Origin of the sequence: Bacteroides sp. Marseille-P8574, from assembly GCF_902825465.1 — a bacterium.
Taxonomy (GTDB): domain Bacteria; phylum Bacteroidota; class Bacteroidia; order Bacteroidales; family Bacteroidaceae; genus Bacteroides; species Bacteroides uniformis.
Genome location: NZ_CADEBE010000002.1, coordinates 256,400 through 275,541, shown reverse-complemented (window position 1 = coordinate 275,541; position 19,142 = coordinate 256,400). Strand labels below are relative to the sequence as shown.

The window sequence follows — 19,142 nt, the reverse complement described above, 5'->3', positions numbered from 1 at the left end:
TTGTATAGTGTTGAATAGTAAATTGAAAATTGTCAAATAGTAAATAAATAGATAGGATGAAAAAGATTTTATTGTTGGGTTCTGGTGAACTGGGCAAGGAGTTTGTAATTTCCGCCCAACGCAAAGGTCAGTATATTATCGCCTGCGATTCGTATGCCGGAGCGCCTGCCATGCAAGTGGCAGATGAATGTGAAGTATTCAGCATGCTTGATGGAGATGCTTTGGAACGCGTGGTACGCAAACACCAGCCGGATATCATTGTTCCGGAAATCGAGGCTATCCGTACGGAACGTCTGTACGATTTCGAGAAAGAAGGCATTCAAGTGGTGCCCAGTGCACGCGCTGTGAACTTTACTATGAACCGTAAGGCTATACGCGACCTTGCAGCTAAAGAGTTGGGACTGAAAACAGCTAAATATTTTTATGCCAAATCTCTGGATGAACTGAAAATTGCAGCTGAAAAGATAGGTTTCCCATGCGTGGTGAAACCGCTGATGTCCTCTTCCGGCAAAGGCCAGTCTCTCGTAAAGAGTGCCGACGAATTGGAGCATGCTTGGGAATATGGCTGTAATGGTAGCCGTGGAGACATAAAAGAACTTATCATTGAGGAATTCATCAAGTTCGACAGTGAGATAACATTGCTCACCGTAACGCAGAAGAATGGCCCGACCTTGTTCTGCCCGCCTATCGGCCATGTACAGAAGGGTGGGGACTATCGTGAAAGCTTCCAGCCTGCCCATATTGACCCTGCCCATCTAAGGGAGGCGCAGGATATGGCAGAGAAAGTGACCCGTGCCTTGACCGGTGCCGGATTGTGGGGAGTGGAATTCTTTCTCAGCCATGAGAACGGTGTCTATTTCTCCGAACTTTCTCCACGTCCGCACGATACGGGTATGGTAACCCTGGCCGGAACCCAGAATCTGAATGAGTTTGAATTGCACTGTCGTGCGGTGCTTGGTCTGCCTATCCCTGGCATCAAGCAGGAGCGTATAGGAGCCAGTGCTGTCATCCTCTCTCCGATAGCCAGTCAGGAACGTCCCAATTATCGTGGCATGGAAGAGGTTACAAAAGAAGAGGATACTTATCTGCGTATTTTTGGCAAGCCTACTACCCGCGTAAACCGCCGTATGGGTGTAGTGCTGTGTTATGCACCTCTTGACAGTGATCTTGACACGTTGCGCGACAAAGCGAAGCGTATTGCTGATAGGGTAGAGGTATATTAATGATTGGTGATGAATGATTGGTGATTTGTTGATGAATGGATACCATCGACAAATCACCAATCGTCAGTATTAATCATTGAAAAAGAGTCCGGGATAGATCTCTCCTCCAAGTTCTGTTACATCGAGGCTTTGTAATAGTTTTCCATCCGGAGCATAGAACAGTTGGAATTCTTCATCGGAATTGTATTGTTCCACCTCAATTATAATCACTGTGGGATGTTTGGGAAAGGTGATGATTCTTACGTCCCTTAACTTCATGCCGGTCATTGTACTGCTCATGAATGCTTCTGCCACGGGAGCTGGCACTTTTTCCAGTGACTCTACATCCGTTTCAGTCATAACCCACTCCGCTTGTTTATTGAACCAGACATCAATTTCCTGACCATCTGCAATAAATTCTGCTACGTAGCAACCGGCCATTTGCTCCCATTCCACATCCGTTGCTTGAGGATAGAGCGTTTGAAAAGCTGTTTGTATATTTGCAGGAAGACGTCCTTCCGCAAAAGCGGACACCGACAGCAAGGCAAGTAGTCCTGCCAGAATACAGAATTTGAACTTTTTCATAATCAAGGTTGTTTTGAGTTTTCTGTAAGAACAACCTTGTTGTATTTTTGTTTCCGGAAATCAGTATATTGGTTGATGCATTTTTAAATATCAGTGAACTGGCCTTTGTATACAAAAGTTTTTTCTCCGAAATCCACTTCCGGTAATACGGCATCTTCCTTGAATAATCCGTAAACAGATGACCCCGAACCACTCATGGAGGCATATACAGCTCCTTGCCGGTACATCTCTTCCTTGATTTCTCCAATAGCCGGGAATTGGGGGAATACGCTTTCTTCAAAGTCATTGACCATTCGTCCGTTCCATTCTTCTACGGGAAGTTGGGCAATTTCTTTCAGGGACATTTCCGGATGATGCGGTTTTATTTTTGCAAAGGCATCCCGTGTAGAGACGAAAATGTCCGGCTTCACCAACCATATCCGATATCCTTTCAGTGAGAGGGGAAGGGGAGAAAATATGTTTCCGATACCTTCTGCGTAAGTCGGACGGTTTTTGATGAAGAAGGCACAATCGGCACCCAGCTTGGCGGCATACTCTTCCAGAGTGTCATCCGGCAGTCCGAGTTCAAACTTATTATTCAGAAGCTTCAGCATGAAGGCTGCATCGGCCGAACCGCCACCCAGTCCGGCTCCCGAGGGAATATGCTTGAAGAGATGAATATCTACCGGAGGAAGGTTGAACCGGTCATCCAGTAACTTGTAGGCTTTCACTACCAGGTTACTCTCTGCTTCTCCCTCAATTTCCAGACCTGCTTGATGCAGACGGAACTTTCCGTTTCCTTCGTTCAAGATATTGATTTCCAAAGCATCTTCTATGGGAACCGGATAGAAAATGGTTTCCAGATTATGGTATCCGTCCGGACGCTTTTCTGTGATATTCAGTCCCAGGTTTATTTTGGCATTTGGAAAAGTCAGCATGGCGTTGAAAATTAAGAATTAATAATTTAAAATTAAAAGGAGAAGCTATTGGAGTGCAGCTTCCGAAGACAAAGTTAGTGATTTCTGTTCATAGTAGATTGAAAACTTAACAATGATTTATTTACTGCTTATAAATAAATTCGCTTATCTTTGCCATACGAGCGAAGATAGGCTGCACCTCAACATAACTTTTTCATGCAAGCATGAAAGTTATGTATTCGGTTTGCACTATCTTTGCTTTCCCTTTCTAAAAGGGAAATTCATTTAATTTTTAATTTTCAATTTTTAATTCTTAAAGTGGCAGAACAAAGAAGAACATCCCGTACTCCGAAAGGAAAGGCACCACAGCCCGTAACAGACTACGGACGTATCCAGCCGCAAGCGCCGGAGCTGGAAGAAGCTGTCTTGGGAGCCTTGATGATTGAGAAGGACGCTTATTCGCTGGTAAGTGAAATTCTTCGTCCGGAGTCATTCTATGAGCATAGACATCAGTTGATATATTCCGCTATTACCGATTTGGCCGTGAATCAGAAGCCGGTCGATATCCTCACCGTGAAGGAGCAACTTTCCAAGCGGGGAGAACTGGAGGAAGTGGGCGGACCGTTCTATATTACCCAACTCAGCAGTAAGGTGGCATCTTCTGCGCACATCGAATATCATGCCCGTATCATTGCACAGAAAGCATTGGCACGTGAACTGATAACTTTTACCAGCAATATCCAGAGCAAGGCTTTCGACGAGACGCTGGACGTGGACGATTTGATGCAGGAGGCCGAAGGAAAGCTGTTCGAGATTTCCCAGCAGAACATGAAGAAGGATTATACGCAGATTAATCCTGTCATTGCCGAAGCCTATGATTTGATTCAGAAAGCTGCTGCCCGTACCGATGGTTTGAGTGGTTTGGAAAGTGGTTATACCAAGCTGGACAAGATGACTTCCGGATGGCAGAAGTCCGACCTCATCATTATTGCAGCCCGTCCTGCCATGGGTAAAACGGCATTCGTGCTTTCCATGGCGAAGAACATTGCCGTGAATTTCCGTAATCCCGTAGCGCTGTTCTCGCTTGAAATGAGTAACGTGCAGCTGGTGAACCGTCTGATTTCCAATGTGTGCGAGATTCCGAGTGAGAAAATCAAGAGTGGCCAGTTGGCGGACTATGAATGGCAGCAGTTGGATTACAAACTGCGTGACTTGCTGGATGCTCCGCTTTATGTGGATGATACGCCTTCTTTGTCGGTATTCGAACTCCGTACGAAGGCACGGCGTCTGGTACGTGAGCACGGAGTGAAGATTATCATCATCGACTACCTTCAGCTGATGAATGCAAGCGGAATGTCTTTCGGTAGCCGTCAGGAAGAAGTTAGTACCATTTCGCGTTCATTGAAAGGTTTGGCCAAGGAGCTGAACATTCCTATCATCGCTCTGTCGCAGTTGAACCGTGGTGTGGAGAACCGTGAAGGCGAGGAAGGCAAGCGTCCCCAGTTGAGTGACCTTCGTGAATCCGGTGCCATCGAGCAGGATGCCGATATGGTGTGCTTCATTCACCGTCCCGAATATTACAAGATTTATACTTCTGCCGATGGCAGTGACTTGCGCGGTATGGCGGAAATCATCATAGCAAAGCACCGTAACGGTGCCGTGGGGGATGTGCGTCTGAGGTTTATCGGACAGTACACCCGTTTCCAGAATCCCGAGGATGATATGGTTATTCCACCTCCGACGGAGGGTGGAGGAGCTACATTCGGTTCACGTATGAATGCGCCTATCGGAAGTACGGCAACACCGCCACCTCCATCGGCTGCTGATTTTCCGCCACAGACGGACAACCCGTTTGGAGGTGTGGGGTCGGACGGGCCATTGCCTTTCTGATGTATTTTTATGGCTACACCCTTTGCCTTGAATGCCTATACCATCGTAGAGTGATGGCTACACCTTTAGGTGCAAAGGGTGTAGCCATGTTAAATACTGTATTTGAGCCTATTTACTTATTCTAAAACCTTCAATGTGGACAGTGAGGACGTCAATCTTATTTTTGCTCCCTTTTCCGTTTTGATTGTGCCTCGGGCATCTGCTGTTCTGTGTTTATTTTATCAGAGGATAGAGTATCTTGTTTTATTTCTTGTTCCTTTCTCAGCCGGTTGAGTTTCCATCTGTTCCAGAAAAGGAGCTCACTCCATTTGTTGAAATCCTTTTTGAAGATAATGCCAATACCTTGTGTTGTCAGATTTGTCCGGGTGTAGTAGCGGTCGTTCGTTTCGTTGTACGCTTTCAGGCGGATGTCTCCGGAACGGTTGACGAGCCATTCCGCTTCAAAGTCTCCCACAAAATTGGTATTTGCCATCGGATTGTCACGATAGCCAAAATTACCATTGATAAGTAGTCGGTTATTCAATAATTGTCCCGAAAGCATGGTCTCGAACTCCATGTCTGTCCAGCCTCTTTCACCGGTACTGAAATTGGTGCCGAAGTTCCAGTTATTGACATCGAGAATGTTCGATAAAGCGTTATTCAACTGTCCGGAAAGGGTGGATGAAACAACACTGGACATCATATTCGAATTCTGGGTGGCTCCTAAGTTTTCCGGGGTATAGAACTTGCCGATAGCCAACAGATAGAGTATCTGCATGTTCATTTGCTCGTCGGTAGGAATATAGTTACGGACAATGGCCTGCACTTCATCGCGTTCGTTGGGCAGTTCGATGTCGAATTTTACATCAGGTGAGGTCAATTGTCCGGTAAGGTCCATCATACAGTTCACTTTTACATTTGTCTGGCTGATGTAGCCGGAGGTTGCCTCGTTGGGCATTAGGTCATTTAAGGATGCTGAGTTGACCGTATAACCTGCTTTTATGTCCAGAGTGGCATCCAGTGGCGAGCCGTTGAATGTAATGGAACTTCCATCCCTGATAATAAAGTCCTTTCGGATAACCTCTTGCAGACTGAATTTATAGACTCCCTGGCTTATCCGGTAACTGCCAAACATCTTTACATCTCCTTTATTGAAGAACTCAGTACGGATATTTCCAGTTCCCCGTCCACTGATATAGTCGCCAGCGATAGGGTCCATGATAATCTTCATGGTAGCGTCGGGAGTGGCGTCTATCAAGAGATTCAGCCGGATATCAGTGTCGCTCTCTCTTTCTTCCTCGATTTCCTTTTGGGCAATTTCGTAGTCGGAAAGGCGGATAGAGTCTTGTACGGCACGGCGTGGTGTCTTGTCCACAAACTTGATGAACTGGTTGCTGACTGCTGTAGATACGTTATCTTTTATATAGGTAAAGGTAGTGTTGCGATTGGTAGTCATTGCAACATCAATGTTAACGCCATCTTGGGCATTACCGGCAATAGTGGCATTTCCCGTACCGTAGACGGTGCCGTAGAAGGGATAGTCCGGTGATTCTTTGGTATTCATCACCAGCATGTCGTTGACATTGAAATTGAAACGGTACTCCAGGTTCTTAAAATGCTGATAGTGCAGATAGCCGCTCATACTTCCTTGATGCCCTTGCGTGTCGAAAATGCGGTTGTTGCGGAAGGTCAACCCGCCGGGCTCGATGTAAATGCTGTCTTTGACGGAGAAAGTGGTGTTGAGCACGTCTACCTTCATAGAAGCATCGCCGAATACACGCCCTTCCATGGTGAGAGCCTTGAATTTGCCATAGAAATGTACATGGCCGGTAGCACGTCCGTTGAATTCGGGCGTGATGCTACTCATATAATGATGTATAAACTTCAAGTTGGTACCGTCCGCTTCAATTTGGAGATCCAATGAACTAGTGGGCTTCAAAGGATAGATATAGCCATACACATGGCTTTTGGCAATATCTTTCTCCCGGATATGGGCATCCAGATAGATGCCCTTCACGTCGTGGTGCCATTCTCCGTGTATGTTGGCATCACCCAGCAAGCCTTCGTTCAATCCGAGGTTGCGGATAAACAAGTCGGTGCTCATGACGGGGTTTTCCAATACTCCGCTGGCGAAAGCCGGACCAGTAGCTTCTCCTTTGAAATTGACTCCGAGGTCTGCAATGTCGAACACATAACCGATGTTGATTTCCTTCAAATCCAGACGTACTGTATCTTCGGGTTGTGGTGAAACGATACCATTGATACGCAAGTGCCGGTCTTTATGGCTGAAGTAGAAATCATTGACATACACTTTGCCGGAGTCGAGTACTACTTGGGAAGGATGTATATCCCACAGTGTATCGTTCAGTATCACGTTGGTGGGCTGGACATCAATGACGGTTTTTAAGGGGGGAAGTTTCCTCTTGCTTTCATTCGCTTCGTTCTGTTCACGGATGAAGTGGGCGACGGCGGCGAGTTTCCCGCTGTAGGTTACAGTGCTACTGTTACCCCAATTCAGCGTGGTCTGTATGTTATTGTTCCGGGCTTGCGCTTCTAAAGCTATATTGACAGCGCCGTTTGATTTACGGTTGCTGAAGCGTAGGCGTGTATGGAACTGGTCACCGGGATTCTCGCAAAGGAACATTCCGGATTCGATGAATTTGTTTCCATAACGGAGACGGGGAAAATAGCCTTCTACGCGGAGCCGCTGTGCCTTGTCATTGAAGTATCCCTTAATGGTGGAATGGGTATATACTTTTACCGGAATCTGAAAGACGGTGGAGAACAGTTCCGTATTGTAAATGTGCATGTCAAAATGGAAATTGTTCTCTGTCTCTATGGGTTTCTTGTCTGGCAGAATCAAGGCGGGGATATAACGTCGCATGATATTCAGTACACTGGCAGGCAGGGTACGATAAGAGTAGTCACCTTCTATGCTACCTTGGAGAAAGTTGGATTGGATGGTCAGCCGTTTCTGGCCTTCGCTTTCTCTTATGGCAGATATCTTCAGATTGTCCAGGAAGTATTGTGTTTCCGGAGCTGCGAATAGTAAGCTGTCAACGTTGATTTCACCGTTCATCTCGTCAATGGAACCGCCGGTGAAGTCTGCCTTGACTTTGACTGATATTTCCGTATCTTCATAGTTGGGTGTAAGATGTAGGGCATGAGGACGAAATTTGTCGATGCTTGCCTGAAAGTTGAAAGTCGGTACTCGACTGGCGGTATTGATGGTGCCGTTCAAAATAACAGAACCATTGGTGTCATCCAAGGCGACTTTTCCCGTGAAGCCTCCCTGCTTGTATTCTCCATCTAGGGTGATATTTTCGTAATTGTAGTCGCTGTAATCAATGGAGGCAACCAGCCCTTTTAGCAGTACGGACGGGTATTGGTTTTCGTAATGGTTGCTGTTGACATCTAGATTGAAAGTTACTTTACCCAGTTTCTTGTTGCCCAGCATCTTGCCCAGCTCAAACTCTTTGGTTTTCACTGCACCGGAATAGGCAAAATAACCTTTATCTTTGTTAGAACTTAGTTTTACGTCAGTTTGGATGGTTCCGATGTCAGTGCGTACTTGTCCGTAAGTTACGAGGTCTGTGAAGTAGCCCGAGACTTCTCCACGGAAGGAAACCGTTCCTAAGTGTTGCAGGACGGGAGGTACTCCATTGTAGTTCTTGCTGAAATTCCGGACAAAGAAGGCAATTCCTTCCGGGTCTGCGTACAAATTGGACAAATTACCGAATACATAAGCATTTTCCGGATGGGAAAGGTCTTGTAGAGATACGTCTCCCCTCAGATAAAAATGATTTCCGACAGAGACGGAAAGGTGCGGGCAATTCAGTTGATTGATGGTGCCGTCCGTCTGTACCTCTACTTGCAATTTTTCCTTGAAAGAACCAAAAGCCGGAACAAAAGCCGATAAATCCTGCAAGGCGATTTGAGAGGGCAGCAAATGGAATGAGAAACGGACATCTTGGGCAAGATTGTCAAACGCCCCCAGACTGTCATAATCCATGTGTATAGTATCCATTGCCAAAGAGGTGTTGGGGAGGTCGATAGCGAAATTTTCGATTTTCATCCGTTGGTCATTGCCGATAACCTTTAGACTTAGTTTCTTCAATTCAAATCCGGAATGTTCTTCTTCGATGCTCAGACGCTTGATGGCGGCATTGATAGAATCATTTTGTAATGCTTTTAGGGAGATGTTTGCAATAATGTTACGTAAACGGAGATGCTGTGGATTGAATTTTCCCGGAGTCTCTTTCTCGGACAGCACATCATACGAAACCTTTCCGCGGCGTATCAGTAAGGAATTGATACGGAGATCCAGGTTGTTTTTCTTTTGAACTGTATCTTTGGATGCGAATGCGTCGAGTACAAACTGAAAATTAGGTTTATCCTTGGGAGTCTGCTTGCTTAGATTGATGTTAAAGCCGAACAATTGTATGTTACTAATAGATATTTTGCCGCTGAATAGGGGGAGAATATCGAATTTGGCAGAAAGACGGGTCACTTTCAGCATTTCCTTGCCGGATTGGTCGTTCAGGAGCAGGTCGTCGATGATGATGCGGTTCAACAATCCTATGTTTATTCGCCCGATGGAAATCTTGCTGTCCAGTATGGAAGCCAGTTCATTGGCAACAAATACAGACATTTGTCGCTGAACAGATGGAATGTTCAGCAACAATATGGTACCAATGTACAATCCCAATACAATACCGAGTACCCAGCGTACTGTTTTTTTTAGCTTTCTGATAGGCGGTTAATTTTTATAATCAGCCAACAAAAATATGAAATAATACGTTATGAATCGTACTTTTATCACTACTTTTGCAGCGTTTAAACGTAAATAAACATTATGAGTACAATAATCTTGGGAATAGAATCTTCTTGTGATGACACTTCTGCAGCTGTCATCAAAGATGGTTATCTGCTTTCGAATGTGGTGGCCAGCCAAGCTGTGCATGAAGCATACGGTGGGGTAGTGCCTGAACTGGCTTCCCGCGCGCACCAACAAAATATAGTTCCGGTAGTGCATGAGGCATTGAAACGCGCCGGAGTAACCAAAGAGGAATTGAGTGCTGTGGCCTTTACGCGTGGACCGGGATTGATGGGATCATTGTTGGTGGGGGTATCTTTCGCCAAAGGGTTCGCCCGTTCATTAGGCATTCCAATGATTGATGTTAATCATTTGACTGGTCATGTGTTAGCTCATTTTATTAAAGCAGAAGGTGAAGATAATGTGCAGCCGGGATTTCCTTTCCTCTGCTTGCTGGTTTCCGGTGGAAACTCACAGATTATCTTGGTGAAAGCCTATAACGATATGGAAATTTTGGGGCAGACTATTGATGATGCCGCCGGTGAAGCCATTGACAAATGCTCAAAGGTGATGGGATTAGGATATCCGGGTGGTCCAATTATTGACAAGCTGGCTCGGCAAGGTAATCCTAAAGCCTTCTCGTTCAGCAAACCGCATATTCCAGGGTTGGATTATAGTTTTAGCGGACTTAAGACCTCGTTCCTTTACTCTCTGCGCGACTGGATGAAGGACGACCCTGATTTCATCGAACATCACAAGACGGATTTGGCGGCATCGCTGGAAGCTACCGTCGTAGATATCTTGATGGATAAGTTGTGCAAAGCCGCCAAGCAATATAAAATAAAGGAAGTGGCTGTTGCCGGAGGTGTTTCTGCCAATAATGGATTGCGTAATGCTTTCCGTGAGCATGCCGGGAAGTATGGTTGGAAAATATTTATTCCGAAGTTCAGCTACACAACGGATAACGCTGCCATGATTGCCATTACCGGATATTTCAAGTATATGGATAAAGATTTTTGTCCGATGGAAGCACCTGCTTATTCACGGGTAACTTTAAGATAATATATATAATAAGGTATGAAGCTGGAAGAAAAGGTAGGAGAGCTGCTGAAAGCAAAGAAATTGTCCCTTTCCACCGCAGAAAGTTGTACGGGTGGAGGAATTGCCGCTCTGATAACTTCCGTTCCTGGCAGTTCGGAATACTTTAATGGTAGTATAGTGGCGTATTCCAATGAAATAAAGATGTCTTTGTTGCATGTATCTGCCGAAACATTGGAAAAATATGGAGCAGTAAGTCGTGAAACTGTTACAGAAATGGTGAAAGGTGCGATGAAAACGCTGAAAACAGATTGTGCAGTGGCTACTTCCGGTATTGCAGGTCCTGGAGGTGGGACTTCGGAAAAACCGGTGGGTACGGTGTGGATAGCTGTTGCCTATAAAAATGAAATCGTTACCATGAAGCAGGAGGGAGACGAGGGAAGAAAGGGAAATGTGGAAAAAACAATTCAAAATGCCCTTTTGTTGCTTTATGAGAAGCTGAAATGAGGAAAAAATGCTATCATACAGTGAATTATTTTAAGAAAAACTTGTTTGGTAACGATAAAAGTGCTTACTTTGCGCTCTGTTTGAAATAGGCAAAAAAGAAAACTATAAAATTAAGATAGAAATGTCAAAGATTTGTCAAATTACCGGAAAGAAGGCCATGATTGGCAACAATGTTTCACACTCAAAGAGAAGAACGAAGAGAACCTTTGATTTGAACTTGTTTAACAAGAAGTTCTACTATGTAGAGCAAGATTGCTGGATCAGCCTTAGCATTTGCGCTAATGGTTTGCGCATTATTAATAAGAAAGGACTGGACGCTGCTTTGAAAGATGCGGTAGCTAAAGGTTATTGTGATTGGAAAAGCATTAAAGTTATTGGCTAAAGTAGAGGAGAATACTGATTATGGCAAAGAAAGCAAAAGGTAACAGAGTACAGGTGATTCTGGAATGCACAGAACACAAGGATAGCGGTATGCCGGGTACTTCTCGTTATATTACGACGAAGAACAGAAAGAATACCACAGAGAGATTGGAGTTGAAGAAATACAACCCGATTCTGAAGAGAGTGACAGTACATAAAGAAATTAAATAATAAATCTATAACTTATGGCAAAGAAAGCGGTAGCAACCTTGCACGAAGGAAGCAAAGAAGGACGTTCTTATACAAAGGTTATCAAAATGGTGAAGTCTCCTAAGACTGGTGCTTACATCTTTGATGAACAGATGGTCCGTAATGAAGATGTTCAGAACTTCTTTAAGAAATAAGATAAATACAGTGGCTGTAAAGCGCTAATGACTTATAAAGATCCCCTTGTCGGTATTTCCGGTAAGGGGATTTCTTTTTAAAAAGAGGACGAAGTTTTTAATATTCGTCAGTTTTGTTATATCTTTGCTGAAAATGCGAAGATAGGCTGCACCTCAGCATAAAAAATGAACGGGTTCATTTTATTCTGCATCCGGTTTGCACTATCTTTGCAGGGAATGCGAAAACAGGTTGCATAAAAATAATTAGTGTATGGGATTTTTTAGTTTTTTCTCCAAGGAAAAAAAGGAAACATTAGATAAAGGATTATCTAAGACCAAAGAAAGTGTATTTGGCAAGATTGCGCGTGCCGTGGCAGGAAAGTCAAAAGTTGATGATGAAGTATTGGATAACCTGGAAGAGGTGTTGATAACTTCGGATGTGGGCGTGGAAACGACACTGAAAATTATTGAACGTATCGAAAAGCGTGCAGCAGCCGACAAATATATGAATGCCACTGAGCTGAATCATATTTTACGTGATGAAATCGCAGCGTTGCTTACAGAGAATAATTCGGAGGATGTGGATGACTTTGAAGCACCGATTGCGAAGAAACCATACGTCATTATGGTAGTGGGCGTCAATGGTGTAGGGAAGACTACTACGATTGGTAAACTGGCTTATCAGTTCAAGAAAGCAGGAAAGTCTGTTTATCTGGGTGCTGCCGATACTTTCCGTGCTGCTGCTGTGGAGCAGTTGGTGATATGGGGTGAACGGGTAGGTGTGCCTGTTGTGAAGCAGAAAATGGGTGCTGACCCGGCTTCTGTCGCTTTTGACACACTGAGTTCCGCAACTGCTAATAATGCCGATGTGGTAATTATAGATACGGCAGGACGCCTTCATAATAAAGTCGGTTTGATGAATGAACTGACGAAAATCAAGAATGTGATGAAGAAGGTTGTCCCTGATGCTCCGAATGAGGTGTTGCTTGTGTTGGATGGCTCAACCGGGCAGAATGCATTCGAGCAAGCCAAGCAGTTCACTCTGGCAACGGAGGTTACGGCAATGGCTGTTACAAAGTTGGACGGAACAGCCAAGGGTGGCGTAGTCATCGGCATTTCAGACCAGTTTAAAATTCCGGTTAAATATATTGGATTGGGTGAAGGCATGGAAGATTTGCAGGTGTTCCGTAAAAAGGAATTTGTTGATTCACTGTTCGGGGAGAATGCATGAAACGGAAGACTATAGATATCATTACTTTAGGATGTTCTAAAAACCTGGTGGATTCGGAACATTTGATGCGCCAGTTGGAGGAAGTGGGATTCCATGTGACACATGATGCGGAAAGGCCGAAAGGGCAGATTGCCGTGATCAATACTTGCGGTTTCATTGGTGACGCCAAGGAGGAATCCATTAATATGATTCTGGAATTTGCGCAGGCCAAGGAGGAAGGAAGCTTGGAGAAGCTTTATGTAATGGGCTGCCTTTCGGAACGTTATCTGAAGGAATTGGCCGTTGAAATTCCCCAGGTGGATAAATTCTATGGTAAATTCAATTGGAGAGAGTTATTGCAGGATTTGGGAAAGGCCTATCATGACGAGTTGCACATAGAGCGTACATTGACCACTCCAAAGCATTATGCCTATTTGAAGATATCCGAAGGATGTGACCGTAAATGTTCTTATTGCGCTATCCCTATCATTACGGGGCGGCATGTGTCGCGCCCGATGGAGGAGATACTTGACGAGGTGAAGTATCTGGTTGCACGGGGTGTAAAGGAATTCCAGGTTATAGCCCAGGAGTTGACCTATTACGGAGTAGATTTATATAAGAAGCAAATGTTGCCCGAGCTTGTTGAGCGGATTTCGGATATTCCCGGAGTGGAGTGGATACGCTTGCATTATGCTTATCCGGCACATTTTCCGACTGATTTATTCCGTGTGATGCGTGAGCGTGACAATGTATGCAAATATATGGATATTGCCTTGCAGCATATCAGCGATAATATGCTGCAAAAGATGCGCCGTCATGTGACGAAGGGTGAGACATATAAGTTGATAGAGCAATTCCGTGAAGAGGTTCCCGGTATCCATCTCCGTACTACACTGATGGTGGGGCATCCGGGAGAAACTGAAGCCGATTTTGAGGAGCTGAAAGAGTTTGTCCGTAAAGTGCGTTTCGATAGAATGGGGGCTTTTGCGTATTCGGAAGAAGAAGGAACGTATGCCGCTGCTGAATATGAGGATTCTATTCCCCAGGAAGTGAAACAAGCCCGCCTGGATGAGTTAATGTCTATTCAGCAAGGCATTTCAGGGGAGTTGAGTGCGGAGAAAGTAGGCAGGCAGATGAAAGTAATCATTGACCGGCTGGAAGGCGAATATTATATTGGACGTACAGAATTTGATTCTCCCGAAGTGGATCCGGAGGTTTTGATTGAGCGTGGAGACAAAGCGTTGCATATAGGTAACTTTTACCACGTAGAGATAGTAAATTCCGATGATTTCGACCTTTTTGGGCGAATAATTTAAAGATTTTTCCTTATCTTCTTGCTTATGTGAAGAAGATTTGCTAATATAGCACCGTAGTTCAATTTAAAGGCTTACATTTTGAATAACAAAGAGTTTACTTCTGAATTATCGCGGAGGTTAGGATACACATTGAAAGATACTTCTGAGCTGGTTGCTTCATTGCTGTCGGATATGGCACGGCAGTTGGAGGAGGGGAATATTATCTCTATACAAGGGTTCGGTACATTCGAAGTGAAAAAGAAGGCAGAACGTATATCTGTGAATCCGACTACAAAGCAGCGTATGCTGGTACCTCCTAAATTGGTGTTGACTTATAAGCCGAGTACATTATTAAAGGATAAGTTTAAGTAACCGGCTTTTAAAAAAATCTCCCGTATTATGAATGAGAAACTGAACATACAAGACTTGATTGACACGCTGGCTGAAAGGCATGGCATGAGCAAGAAGAATGCGGATAGTTTTGTGAAAGAATTCTTTCAGCTGATTGAGGAGTCATTGGAGAAGGATAAGTATGTGAAGATACGAGGTTTGGGGACTTTCAAACTGATAGATGTCGGGAGTCGTGAAAGCGTTAATGTGAATACGGGGGAAAGGTTTGAGATACAAGGGCATACAAAAGTGTCGTTTACACCGGAACCGTCCTTGAAAGATATTATCAATAGACCATTTTCGCATTTTGAAACTGTAGTTTTGAATGACGCTACGGTACTTGAGGATACCCTGCAGGAAAATGACAGTGAAGATGATGAAGATACTGAAATCAAAACTCTGGAACAAGAGGTGGAGGAGAAGGTTACCTTAGTGGAAGAAGCTACGATAGAAGAACCTTTGGTGGAAACTGTAATAGAAGAGCCGTTAATTGAGCCCGAACCGGCAGTTGAAGAGGAGAAACCGGAAAAAACGGAACCTGAAGCAATGCCTGAAAATATAGTTGCTGTTGAGCCGGAACCGTCTGAGCCAGTGATAAAAGATATGGCAGATTCTTCGACTATGAAATATTTTATAGGCATCGTTGTTTTTGTAGTGTTGCTGTGTGGTGGTGCCGTAGCTTTCATGTATTATCCGGACTTGCTTGACGCACTTACTGCAAAGCCTCTTGTAGAAGAAGTTGCAGACTCGGATGTGAGGGAATCTGTTACTGAAAAGGTGGAGGTTCCTGCCGGTCAAGACAATATTGCCTTGACAGACAGTATTGTTTCAAAAGATGTTGTAGCTCCTGCCCGGATAGATACTGTGGCAGAAACTGTTGCTGCAACAACTCCTACGCTTAAAAAAACTCCAAAGGAAAATGTACAAGTACAGTCTCCCACTCCTAAAAAAGAGCAAAAAAAGACAGTTGTACCGTTTGAACCGGATTCTGTGGGGTATACGATTGTGGGAACAGAAACCACTTATACCATCAAGGAAGGGGAAACGCTGACTAGGGTAGCACTTCGTTTTTATGGAACAAAAGCTCTTTGGCCTTATATCGTGAAGCATAATCCCGGTGTAATCAAGAATCCGGATAATGTGCCTTATGGTACTACTATCAAGATACCAAAATTGGCCAAGAAGCAGTAAAAAATTACTGCTTCTTTTTTTGTTAAATACTAAACTCTATGAAAGTAGTTTAATCTAAAGGTTTCGCATAGTTTTTTAATAAAAATTAGTTGGTATGGTTAATTTATTCCCGTACTTTTGGGAGCGAAAAAAATAATTACCGGTTCAAAACCGGATAAATGAGGAAATTAAACATTAAAAAAATAGAATGATTTATGGCTGAAACAATTGACATCCGCGAACTGAATGAGCGGATTGAAAGACAAAGTGCTTTCGTTACCAATCTTACCACAGGTATGGACCAGGTCATTGTAGGACAAAAGCATCTGGTAGAGTCGTTGTTAATTGGTTTGTTGTCCGATGGACACGTGTTGTTGGAAGGTGTGCCCGGTTTGGCAAAGACTTTAGCTATCAAGACGCTTGCTTCGTTGATTGATGCGCAATACAGCCGCATTCAGTTTACGCCTGACTTGTTGCCTGCCGACGTAATAGGTACAATGGTTTACAGCCAGAAGGATGAAACGTTCCAAGTAAAAAAAGGTCCGGTCTTCGCAAATTTTGTTTTGGCTGATGAAATCAACCGTGCTCCCGCCAAAGTACAGAGTGCTTTGCTGGAAGCCATGCAGGAACGTCAAGTTACTATCGGCAATGAAACTTTCGGGTTGCCCAAACCATTTTTGGTGCTTGCCACGCAGAATCCTATTGAGCAGGAAGGTACTTATCCGCTGCCCGAAGCGCAAGTGGACCGTTTCATGCTGAAAGTTGTAATTGACTATCCGAAGCAGGAAGAGGAGAAACTGATTATTCGCCAGAATATCAATGGAGAGAAGTTCAACGTGAAGCCAATCTTGAAGGCTGACGAGATTATCGAAGCCCGCAAGGTGGTTCGCCAGGTATATCTGGATGAGAAAATCGAAAAATATATTGTCGATATTGTATTTGCTACTCGTTATCCGGAAAAATACGATTTGAAAGAGCTGAAAGACATGATTGGTTTCGGCGGTTCGCCCCGTGCCTCCATCAACTTGGCCCTGGCTGCCCGTAGCTACGCGTTCATCAAGCGTCGCGGTTATGTCATTCCGGAGGATGTGCGCGCTGTGGCACACGACGTACTTCGCCACCGTATCGGCTTGACTTACGAGGCGGAAGCCAGCAATATGACATCTGATGAAATCGTCAGCAAGATACTGAACAAGGTTGAAGTGCCCTAACGCATAATAGAGGTTTTCGTAAACTTGAGGTTTACAATCCAATACCTGAGGTTTAGCGTCGTAAACCTTAGGGTTGAGTACCGAAAACTTCACCCCTTTTCATAGGGAAGTTTCTGTTATAAACTAAATTGCGCTTGTGTGCTTAAATGAGATTATTAAAATAAATCAATGGAAACAACAGAACTTTTGAAGAAAGTCCGTCAGATTGAGATAAAGACGCGCGGACTGTCCAACAATATCTTTGCCGGGCAGTATCACTCTGCCTTCAAGGGTAGAGGTATGGCATTCTCCGAAGTGCGCGAGTATCAGTTTGGCGACGACATACGCGACATTGACTGGAATGTGACCGCCCGCTTCAACAAGCCTTACGTCAAGGTGTTTGAGGAGGAGCGCGAATTGACAGTGATGTTGTTGGTAGATGTTTCCGGTAGTTTGGAATTCGGTACGGTAAAGCAGATGAAGAAGGATATGGTGACGGAAATTGCCGCCACACTGGCATTCTCTGCCATTCAGAATAATGACAAGATTGGTGTCATCTTCTTTTCGGACCGGATTGAGAAGTTTATTCCGCCCAAGAAGGGACGTAAGCATATACTTTACATCATCCGCGAACTGATAGATTTTCATGCGGAAAGCCGGAGGACGAACATTCGTCTGGGCTTGGAGTATCTGACAAACGTAATGAAACGCCGTTGCACGGCATTTGTCTTGTCCGACTTCATCGACCAGGAAAGTTTCAAGAACGCCATGACCATTGCCAATCGTAAGCATGACCTGGTTGCCGTTCAGGTGTACGACCGTCGCGTGGAAGAATTGCCACCCGTGGGACTGATGAAGATTAGGGATGCCGAGACGGGACATGAGCAGTGGATTGACACCTCCTCGCGTGCCGTGCGTCGTGCCCATCATGATTGGTGGGTGAACAAGCAGGCGGAGTTGAATGAAACGTTTACCAAGAGTAATGTCGACAATGTGTCGGTACGTACCGACCAGGATTATGTCAAGGCATTGATGAATTTGTTTGCGAAACGAAATTAATCGGAAAATGAAAAGATATTTATTTCTGATAGCGTTATTAATAGCATGGTCGGGAAGGGTAGTAGCCCAGTCGGTAACGGTAGATGCTACGATTGACTCTTTGCAGATTCTTATTGGAGAGCAGGCAAAGATAAAACTTCAAGTATCTCTAGATGCCGATAAGCGTGCCATATTCCCGGTATATACCGATACGCTGGTGAATGGGGTTGAAATTATTGATGTGGCCAAACCGGATACGCAATTGCTGAATGATGGCCGGCGTGCATTGATAACTCAAGAGTATACAGTTACCTCTTTTGATTCGGCTCTTTATTATCTGCCGCCTATGGAAGTGACGGTGGATAATGAGAAGTATCGCTCCAAAGCGTTGGCATTGAAAGTATATTCGGTGAATGTCCCGTTAGATCTGGAGAATCCGGAACAGTTTTTCGGTCCCAAAACAGTGATGCAAGCGCCTTTTGCTTGGGAAGACTGGTATGGTCTTATGGCTTGTGGTGCGCTGATTATCCCGATAGGGATATTGCTTGTCTATCTGATAATGCGTTTCTTCGACAATAAGCCTATTATCCGTAAGGTGAAGGTAGAACCTAAGTTGCCTCCCCATCAGTTGGCTATGCAGGAGATAGAACGTATCAAGAATGAGAAGGTATGGCAGAAAGGGGAGCCGAAGGAATATTATACGGAATTGACTGATGCTCTTCGTACATATATAAAAGACCGTTTTGGTTTCAATGCTTTGGAAATGACTTCTACGGAAATCATAGATAAGTTGCTGGAAATGAAAGATAAGGAAGCTCTATCAGATTTGCGTGAATTGTTCCAGACTGCTGATTTGGTGAAATTTGCCAAGCATAATCCATTGGTGAACGAAAATGACGCTAACCTGATTAATGCCATTGACTTTATTAATGAAACCAAGGAGAAAGAAGAGGAGAATGCTAAACCGCAGCCTACGGAGATTACCATTATCGAGAAACGTTCTTTGCGTACCAAGATTTTGCTGGGAGCGGGTATTGTAGTGTTGGCTGTAGCCCTTGTCAGTTCCTTGATATATATTGGATTGGAGTTGTATAATTATTTTGCTTAATACTGAAAAAGTGACTTCAATCGGATATACATGAGTGAAAAATGAGGGATGTTTGGAGCGAAGCTGAATTGTAAATCGTTAAATC

General features: G+C 44.3%; 17 protein-coding genes. 14 read left to right on the top strand and 3 right to left on the bottom strand.

Annotated elements, in window-relative coordinates; translation table 11 throughout:
* The first annotated feature begins 56 nt into the window (after positions 1 to 56).
* The gene (gene purT, locus HUX74_RS13475; RefSeq protein WP_057089426.1) at positions 57 to 1,223 is read left to right on the top strand and encodes a formate-dependent phosphoribosylglycinamide formyltransferase; all 1,167 of its coding nucleotides are present in this window, start codon (positions 57 to 59) and stop codon (positions 1,221 to 1,223) included.
* Positions 1,224 to 1,292: 69 nt separating this feature from the next.
* On the opposite strand, the gene HUX74_RS13470 is transcribed toward purT, so the two are convergent.
* Together HUX74_RS13470 and ispE are read right to left on the bottom strand one after the other, a co-directional pair.
* Positions 1,293 to 1,787 carry a PepSY-like domain-containing protein gene (locus HUX74_RS13470; RefSeq protein WP_174646836.1) on the bottom strand — a complete coding sequence of 165 codons (495 nt, stop codon included), beginning with the start codon at positions 1,785 to 1,787 and terminating at the stop codon, positions 1,293 to 1,295.
* 83 nt (positions 1,788 to 1,870) lie between these two features.
* Positions 1,871 to 2,704 (bottom strand): 4-(cytidine 5'-diphospho)-2-C-methyl-D-erythritol kinase, encoded by an 834-nt coding sequence (gene ispE, locus HUX74_RS13465; RefSeq protein WP_016273799.1) that lies wholly within the window; start codon positions 2,702 to 2,704, stop codon positions 1,871 to 1,873.
* 297 nt (positions 2,705 to 3,001) lie between these two features.
* On the opposite strand from ispE, the gene dnaB reads away from it, so the two are divergent.
* On the top strand, positions 3,002 to 4,573 hold the full coding sequence (gene dnaB / locus HUX74_RS13460; protein ID WP_008664493.1) for a replicative DNA helicase: 1,572 nt from the start codon (positions 3,002 to 3,004) through the stop codon (positions 4,571 to 4,573).
* Positions 4,574 to 4,730: 157 nt separating this feature from the next.
* On the opposite strand, the gene HUX74_RS13455 is transcribed toward dnaB, so the two are convergent.
* Positions 4,731 to 9,203: a translocation/assembly module TamB domain-containing protein gene (locus tag HUX74_RS13455; RefSeq protein ID WP_174646835.1), complete on the bottom strand. Its 4,473-nt coding sequence runs from the start codon at positions 9,201 to 9,203 to the stop codon at positions 4,731 to 4,733.
* A gap of 204 nt (positions 9,204 to 9,407) precedes the next feature.
* Between HUX74_RS13455 and tsaD the strand changes: the two genes are divergently transcribed.
* The 12 genes from tsaD (at position 9,408) to HUX74_RS13395 (ending at position 19,057) form a co-directional block, all read left to right on the top strand.
* Positions 9,408 to 10,430 (top strand): tRNA (adenosine(37)-N6)-threonylcarbamoyltransferase complex transferase subunit TsaD, encoded by a 1,023-nt coding sequence (tsaD, locus tag HUX74_RS13450; RefSeq protein ID WP_174646834.1) that lies wholly within the window; start codon positions 9,408 to 9,410, stop codon positions 10,428 to 10,430.
* Positions 10,431 to 10,445: 15 nt separating this feature from the next.
* Positions 10,446 to 10,913 carry a CinA family protein gene (locus HUX74_RS13445; RefSeq protein WP_117600870.1) on the top strand — a complete coding sequence of 156 codons (468 nt, stop codon included), beginning with the start codon at positions 10,446 to 10,448 and terminating at the stop codon, positions 10,911 to 10,913.
* 121 nt (positions 10,914 to 11,034) lie between these two features.
* Entirely contained in the window at positions 11,035 to 11,295 is a 261-nt protein-coding gene (gene rpmB / locus HUX74_RS13440; RefSeq protein ID WP_004291052.1) for a 50S ribosomal protein L28, read from the top strand.
* Between the two features lie 20 nt (positions 11,296 to 11,315).
* Positions 11,316 to 11,504 carry a 50S ribosomal protein L33 gene (gene rpmG, locus HUX74_RS13435; RefSeq protein WP_002560155.1) on the top strand — a complete coding sequence of 63 codons (189 nt, stop codon included), beginning with the start codon at positions 11,316 to 11,318 and terminating at the stop codon, positions 11,502 to 11,504.
* 14 nt (positions 11,505 to 11,518) lie between these two features.
* Positions 11,519 to 11,677 (top strand): DUF4295 domain-containing protein, encoded by a 159-nt coding sequence (locus tag HUX74_RS13430; protein ID WP_005827735.1) that lies wholly within the window; start codon positions 11,519 to 11,521, stop codon positions 11,675 to 11,677.
* Positions 11,678 to 11,927: 250 nt separating this feature from the next.
* Positions 11,928 to 12,887, top strand: coding sequence for a signal recognition particle-docking protein FtsY (ftsY, locus tag HUX74_RS13425; RefSeq protein WP_005827738.1), 960 nt, complete (start codon positions 11,928 to 11,930; stop codon positions 12,885 to 12,887).
* Entirely contained in the window at positions 12,884 to 14,182 is a 1,299-nt protein-coding gene (gene rimO, locus HUX74_RS13420; RefSeq protein ID WP_117964557.1) for a 30S ribosomal protein S12 methylthiotransferase RimO, read from the top strand. Before ftsY ends, rimO begins: the two co-directional genes overlap by 4 nt.
* Positions 14,183 to 14,260: 78 nt before the next feature.
* Positions 14,261 to 14,533: an HU family DNA-binding protein gene (locus tag HUX74_RS13415; RefSeq protein ID WP_117600868.1), complete on the top strand. Its 273-nt coding sequence runs from the start codon at positions 14,261 to 14,263 to the stop codon at positions 14,531 to 14,533.
* A 27-nt stretch (positions 14,534 to 14,560) separates the two neighbouring features.
* The gene (locus HUX74_RS13410) at positions 14,561 to 15,742 is read left to right on the top strand and encodes an HU family DNA-binding protein (RefSeq protein WP_174646833.1); all 1,182 of its coding nucleotides are present in this window, start codon (positions 14,561 to 14,563) and stop codon (positions 15,740 to 15,742) included.
* 194 nt (positions 15,743 to 15,936) lie between these two features.
* Positions 15,937 to 16,932, top strand: coding sequence for a MoxR family ATPase (locus HUX74_RS13405; RefSeq protein WP_057256497.1), 996 nt, complete (start codon positions 15,937 to 15,939; stop codon positions 16,930 to 16,932).
* A 168-nt stretch (positions 16,933 to 17,100) separates the two neighbouring features.
* Positions 17,101 to 17,970 (top strand): DUF58 domain-containing protein, encoded by an 870-nt coding sequence (locus HUX74_RS13400; RefSeq protein ID WP_005827747.1) that lies wholly within the window; start codon positions 17,101 to 17,103, stop codon positions 17,968 to 17,970.
* Between the two features lie 7 nt (positions 17,971 to 17,977).
* Entirely contained in the window at positions 17,978 to 19,057 is a 1,080-nt protein-coding gene (locus HUX74_RS13395; protein ID WP_174646832.1) for a hypothetical protein, read from the top strand.
* Positions 19,058 to 19,142 lie beyond the last annotated feature (85 nt).

What these genes read in the sequence shown, in the direction of transcription:
- purT (WP_057089426.1), top strand. Translation starts at nt 57, where the DNA reads ATGAAAAAGATTTTATTGTTGGGTTCTGGTGAACTGGGCAAGGAGTTT.
- HUX74_RS13470 (WP_174646836.1), bottom strand. Translation starts at nt 1,787, where the DNA reads ATGAAAAAGTTCAAATTCTGTATTCTGGCAGGACTACTTGCCTTGCTG.
- ispE (WP_016273799.1), bottom strand. Translation starts at nt 2,704, where the DNA reads ATGCTGACTTTTCCAAATGCCAAAATAAACCTGGGACTGAATATCACA.
- HUX74_RS13455 (WP_174646835.1), bottom strand. Translation starts at nt 9,203, where the DNA reads ATGTCTGTATTTGTTGCCAATGAACTGGCTTCCATACTGGACAGCAAG.
- tsaD (WP_174646834.1), top strand. Translation starts at nt 9,408, where the DNA reads ATGAGTACAATAATCTTGGGAATAGAATCTTCTTGTGATGACACTTCT.
- HUX74_RS13445 (WP_117600870.1), top strand. Translation starts at nt 10,446, where the DNA reads ATGAAGCTGGAAGAAAAGGTAGGAGAGCTGCTGAAAGCAAAGAAATTG.
- rpmB (WP_004291052.1), top strand. Translation starts at nt 11,035, where the DNA reads ATGTCAAAGATTTGTCAAATTACCGGAAAGAAGGCCATGATTGGCAAC.
- rpmG (WP_002560155.1), top strand. Translation starts at nt 11,316, where the DNA reads ATGGCAAAGAAAGCAAAAGGTAACAGAGTACAGGTGATTCTGGAATGC.
- HUX74_RS13430 (WP_005827735.1), top strand. Translation starts at nt 11,519, where the DNA reads ATGGCAAAGAAAGCGGTAGCAACCTTGCACGAAGGAAGCAAAGAAGGA.
- ftsY (WP_005827738.1), top strand. Translation starts at nt 11,928, where the DNA reads ATGGGATTTTTTAGTTTTTTCTCCAAGGAAAAAAAGGAAACATTAGAT.
- rimO (WP_117964557.1), top strand. Translation starts at nt 12,884, where the DNA reads ATGAAACGGAAGACTATAGATATCATTACTTTAGGATGTTCTAAAAAC.
- HUX74_RS13410 (WP_174646833.1), top strand. Translation starts at nt 14,561, where the DNA reads ATGAATGAGAAACTGAACATACAAGACTTGATTGACACGCTGGCTGAA.
- HUX74_RS13405 (WP_057256497.1), top strand. Translation starts at nt 15,937, where the DNA reads ATGGCTGAAACAATTGACATCCGCGAACTGAATGAGCGGATTGAAAGA.
- HUX74_RS13400 (WP_005827747.1), top strand. Translation starts at nt 17,101, where the DNA reads ATGGAAACAACAGAACTTTTGAAGAAAGTCCGTCAGATTGAGATAAAG.
- HUX74_RS13395 (WP_174646832.1), top strand. Translation starts at nt 17,978, where the DNA reads ATGAAAAGATATTTATTTCTGATAGCGTTATTAATAGCATGGTCGGGA.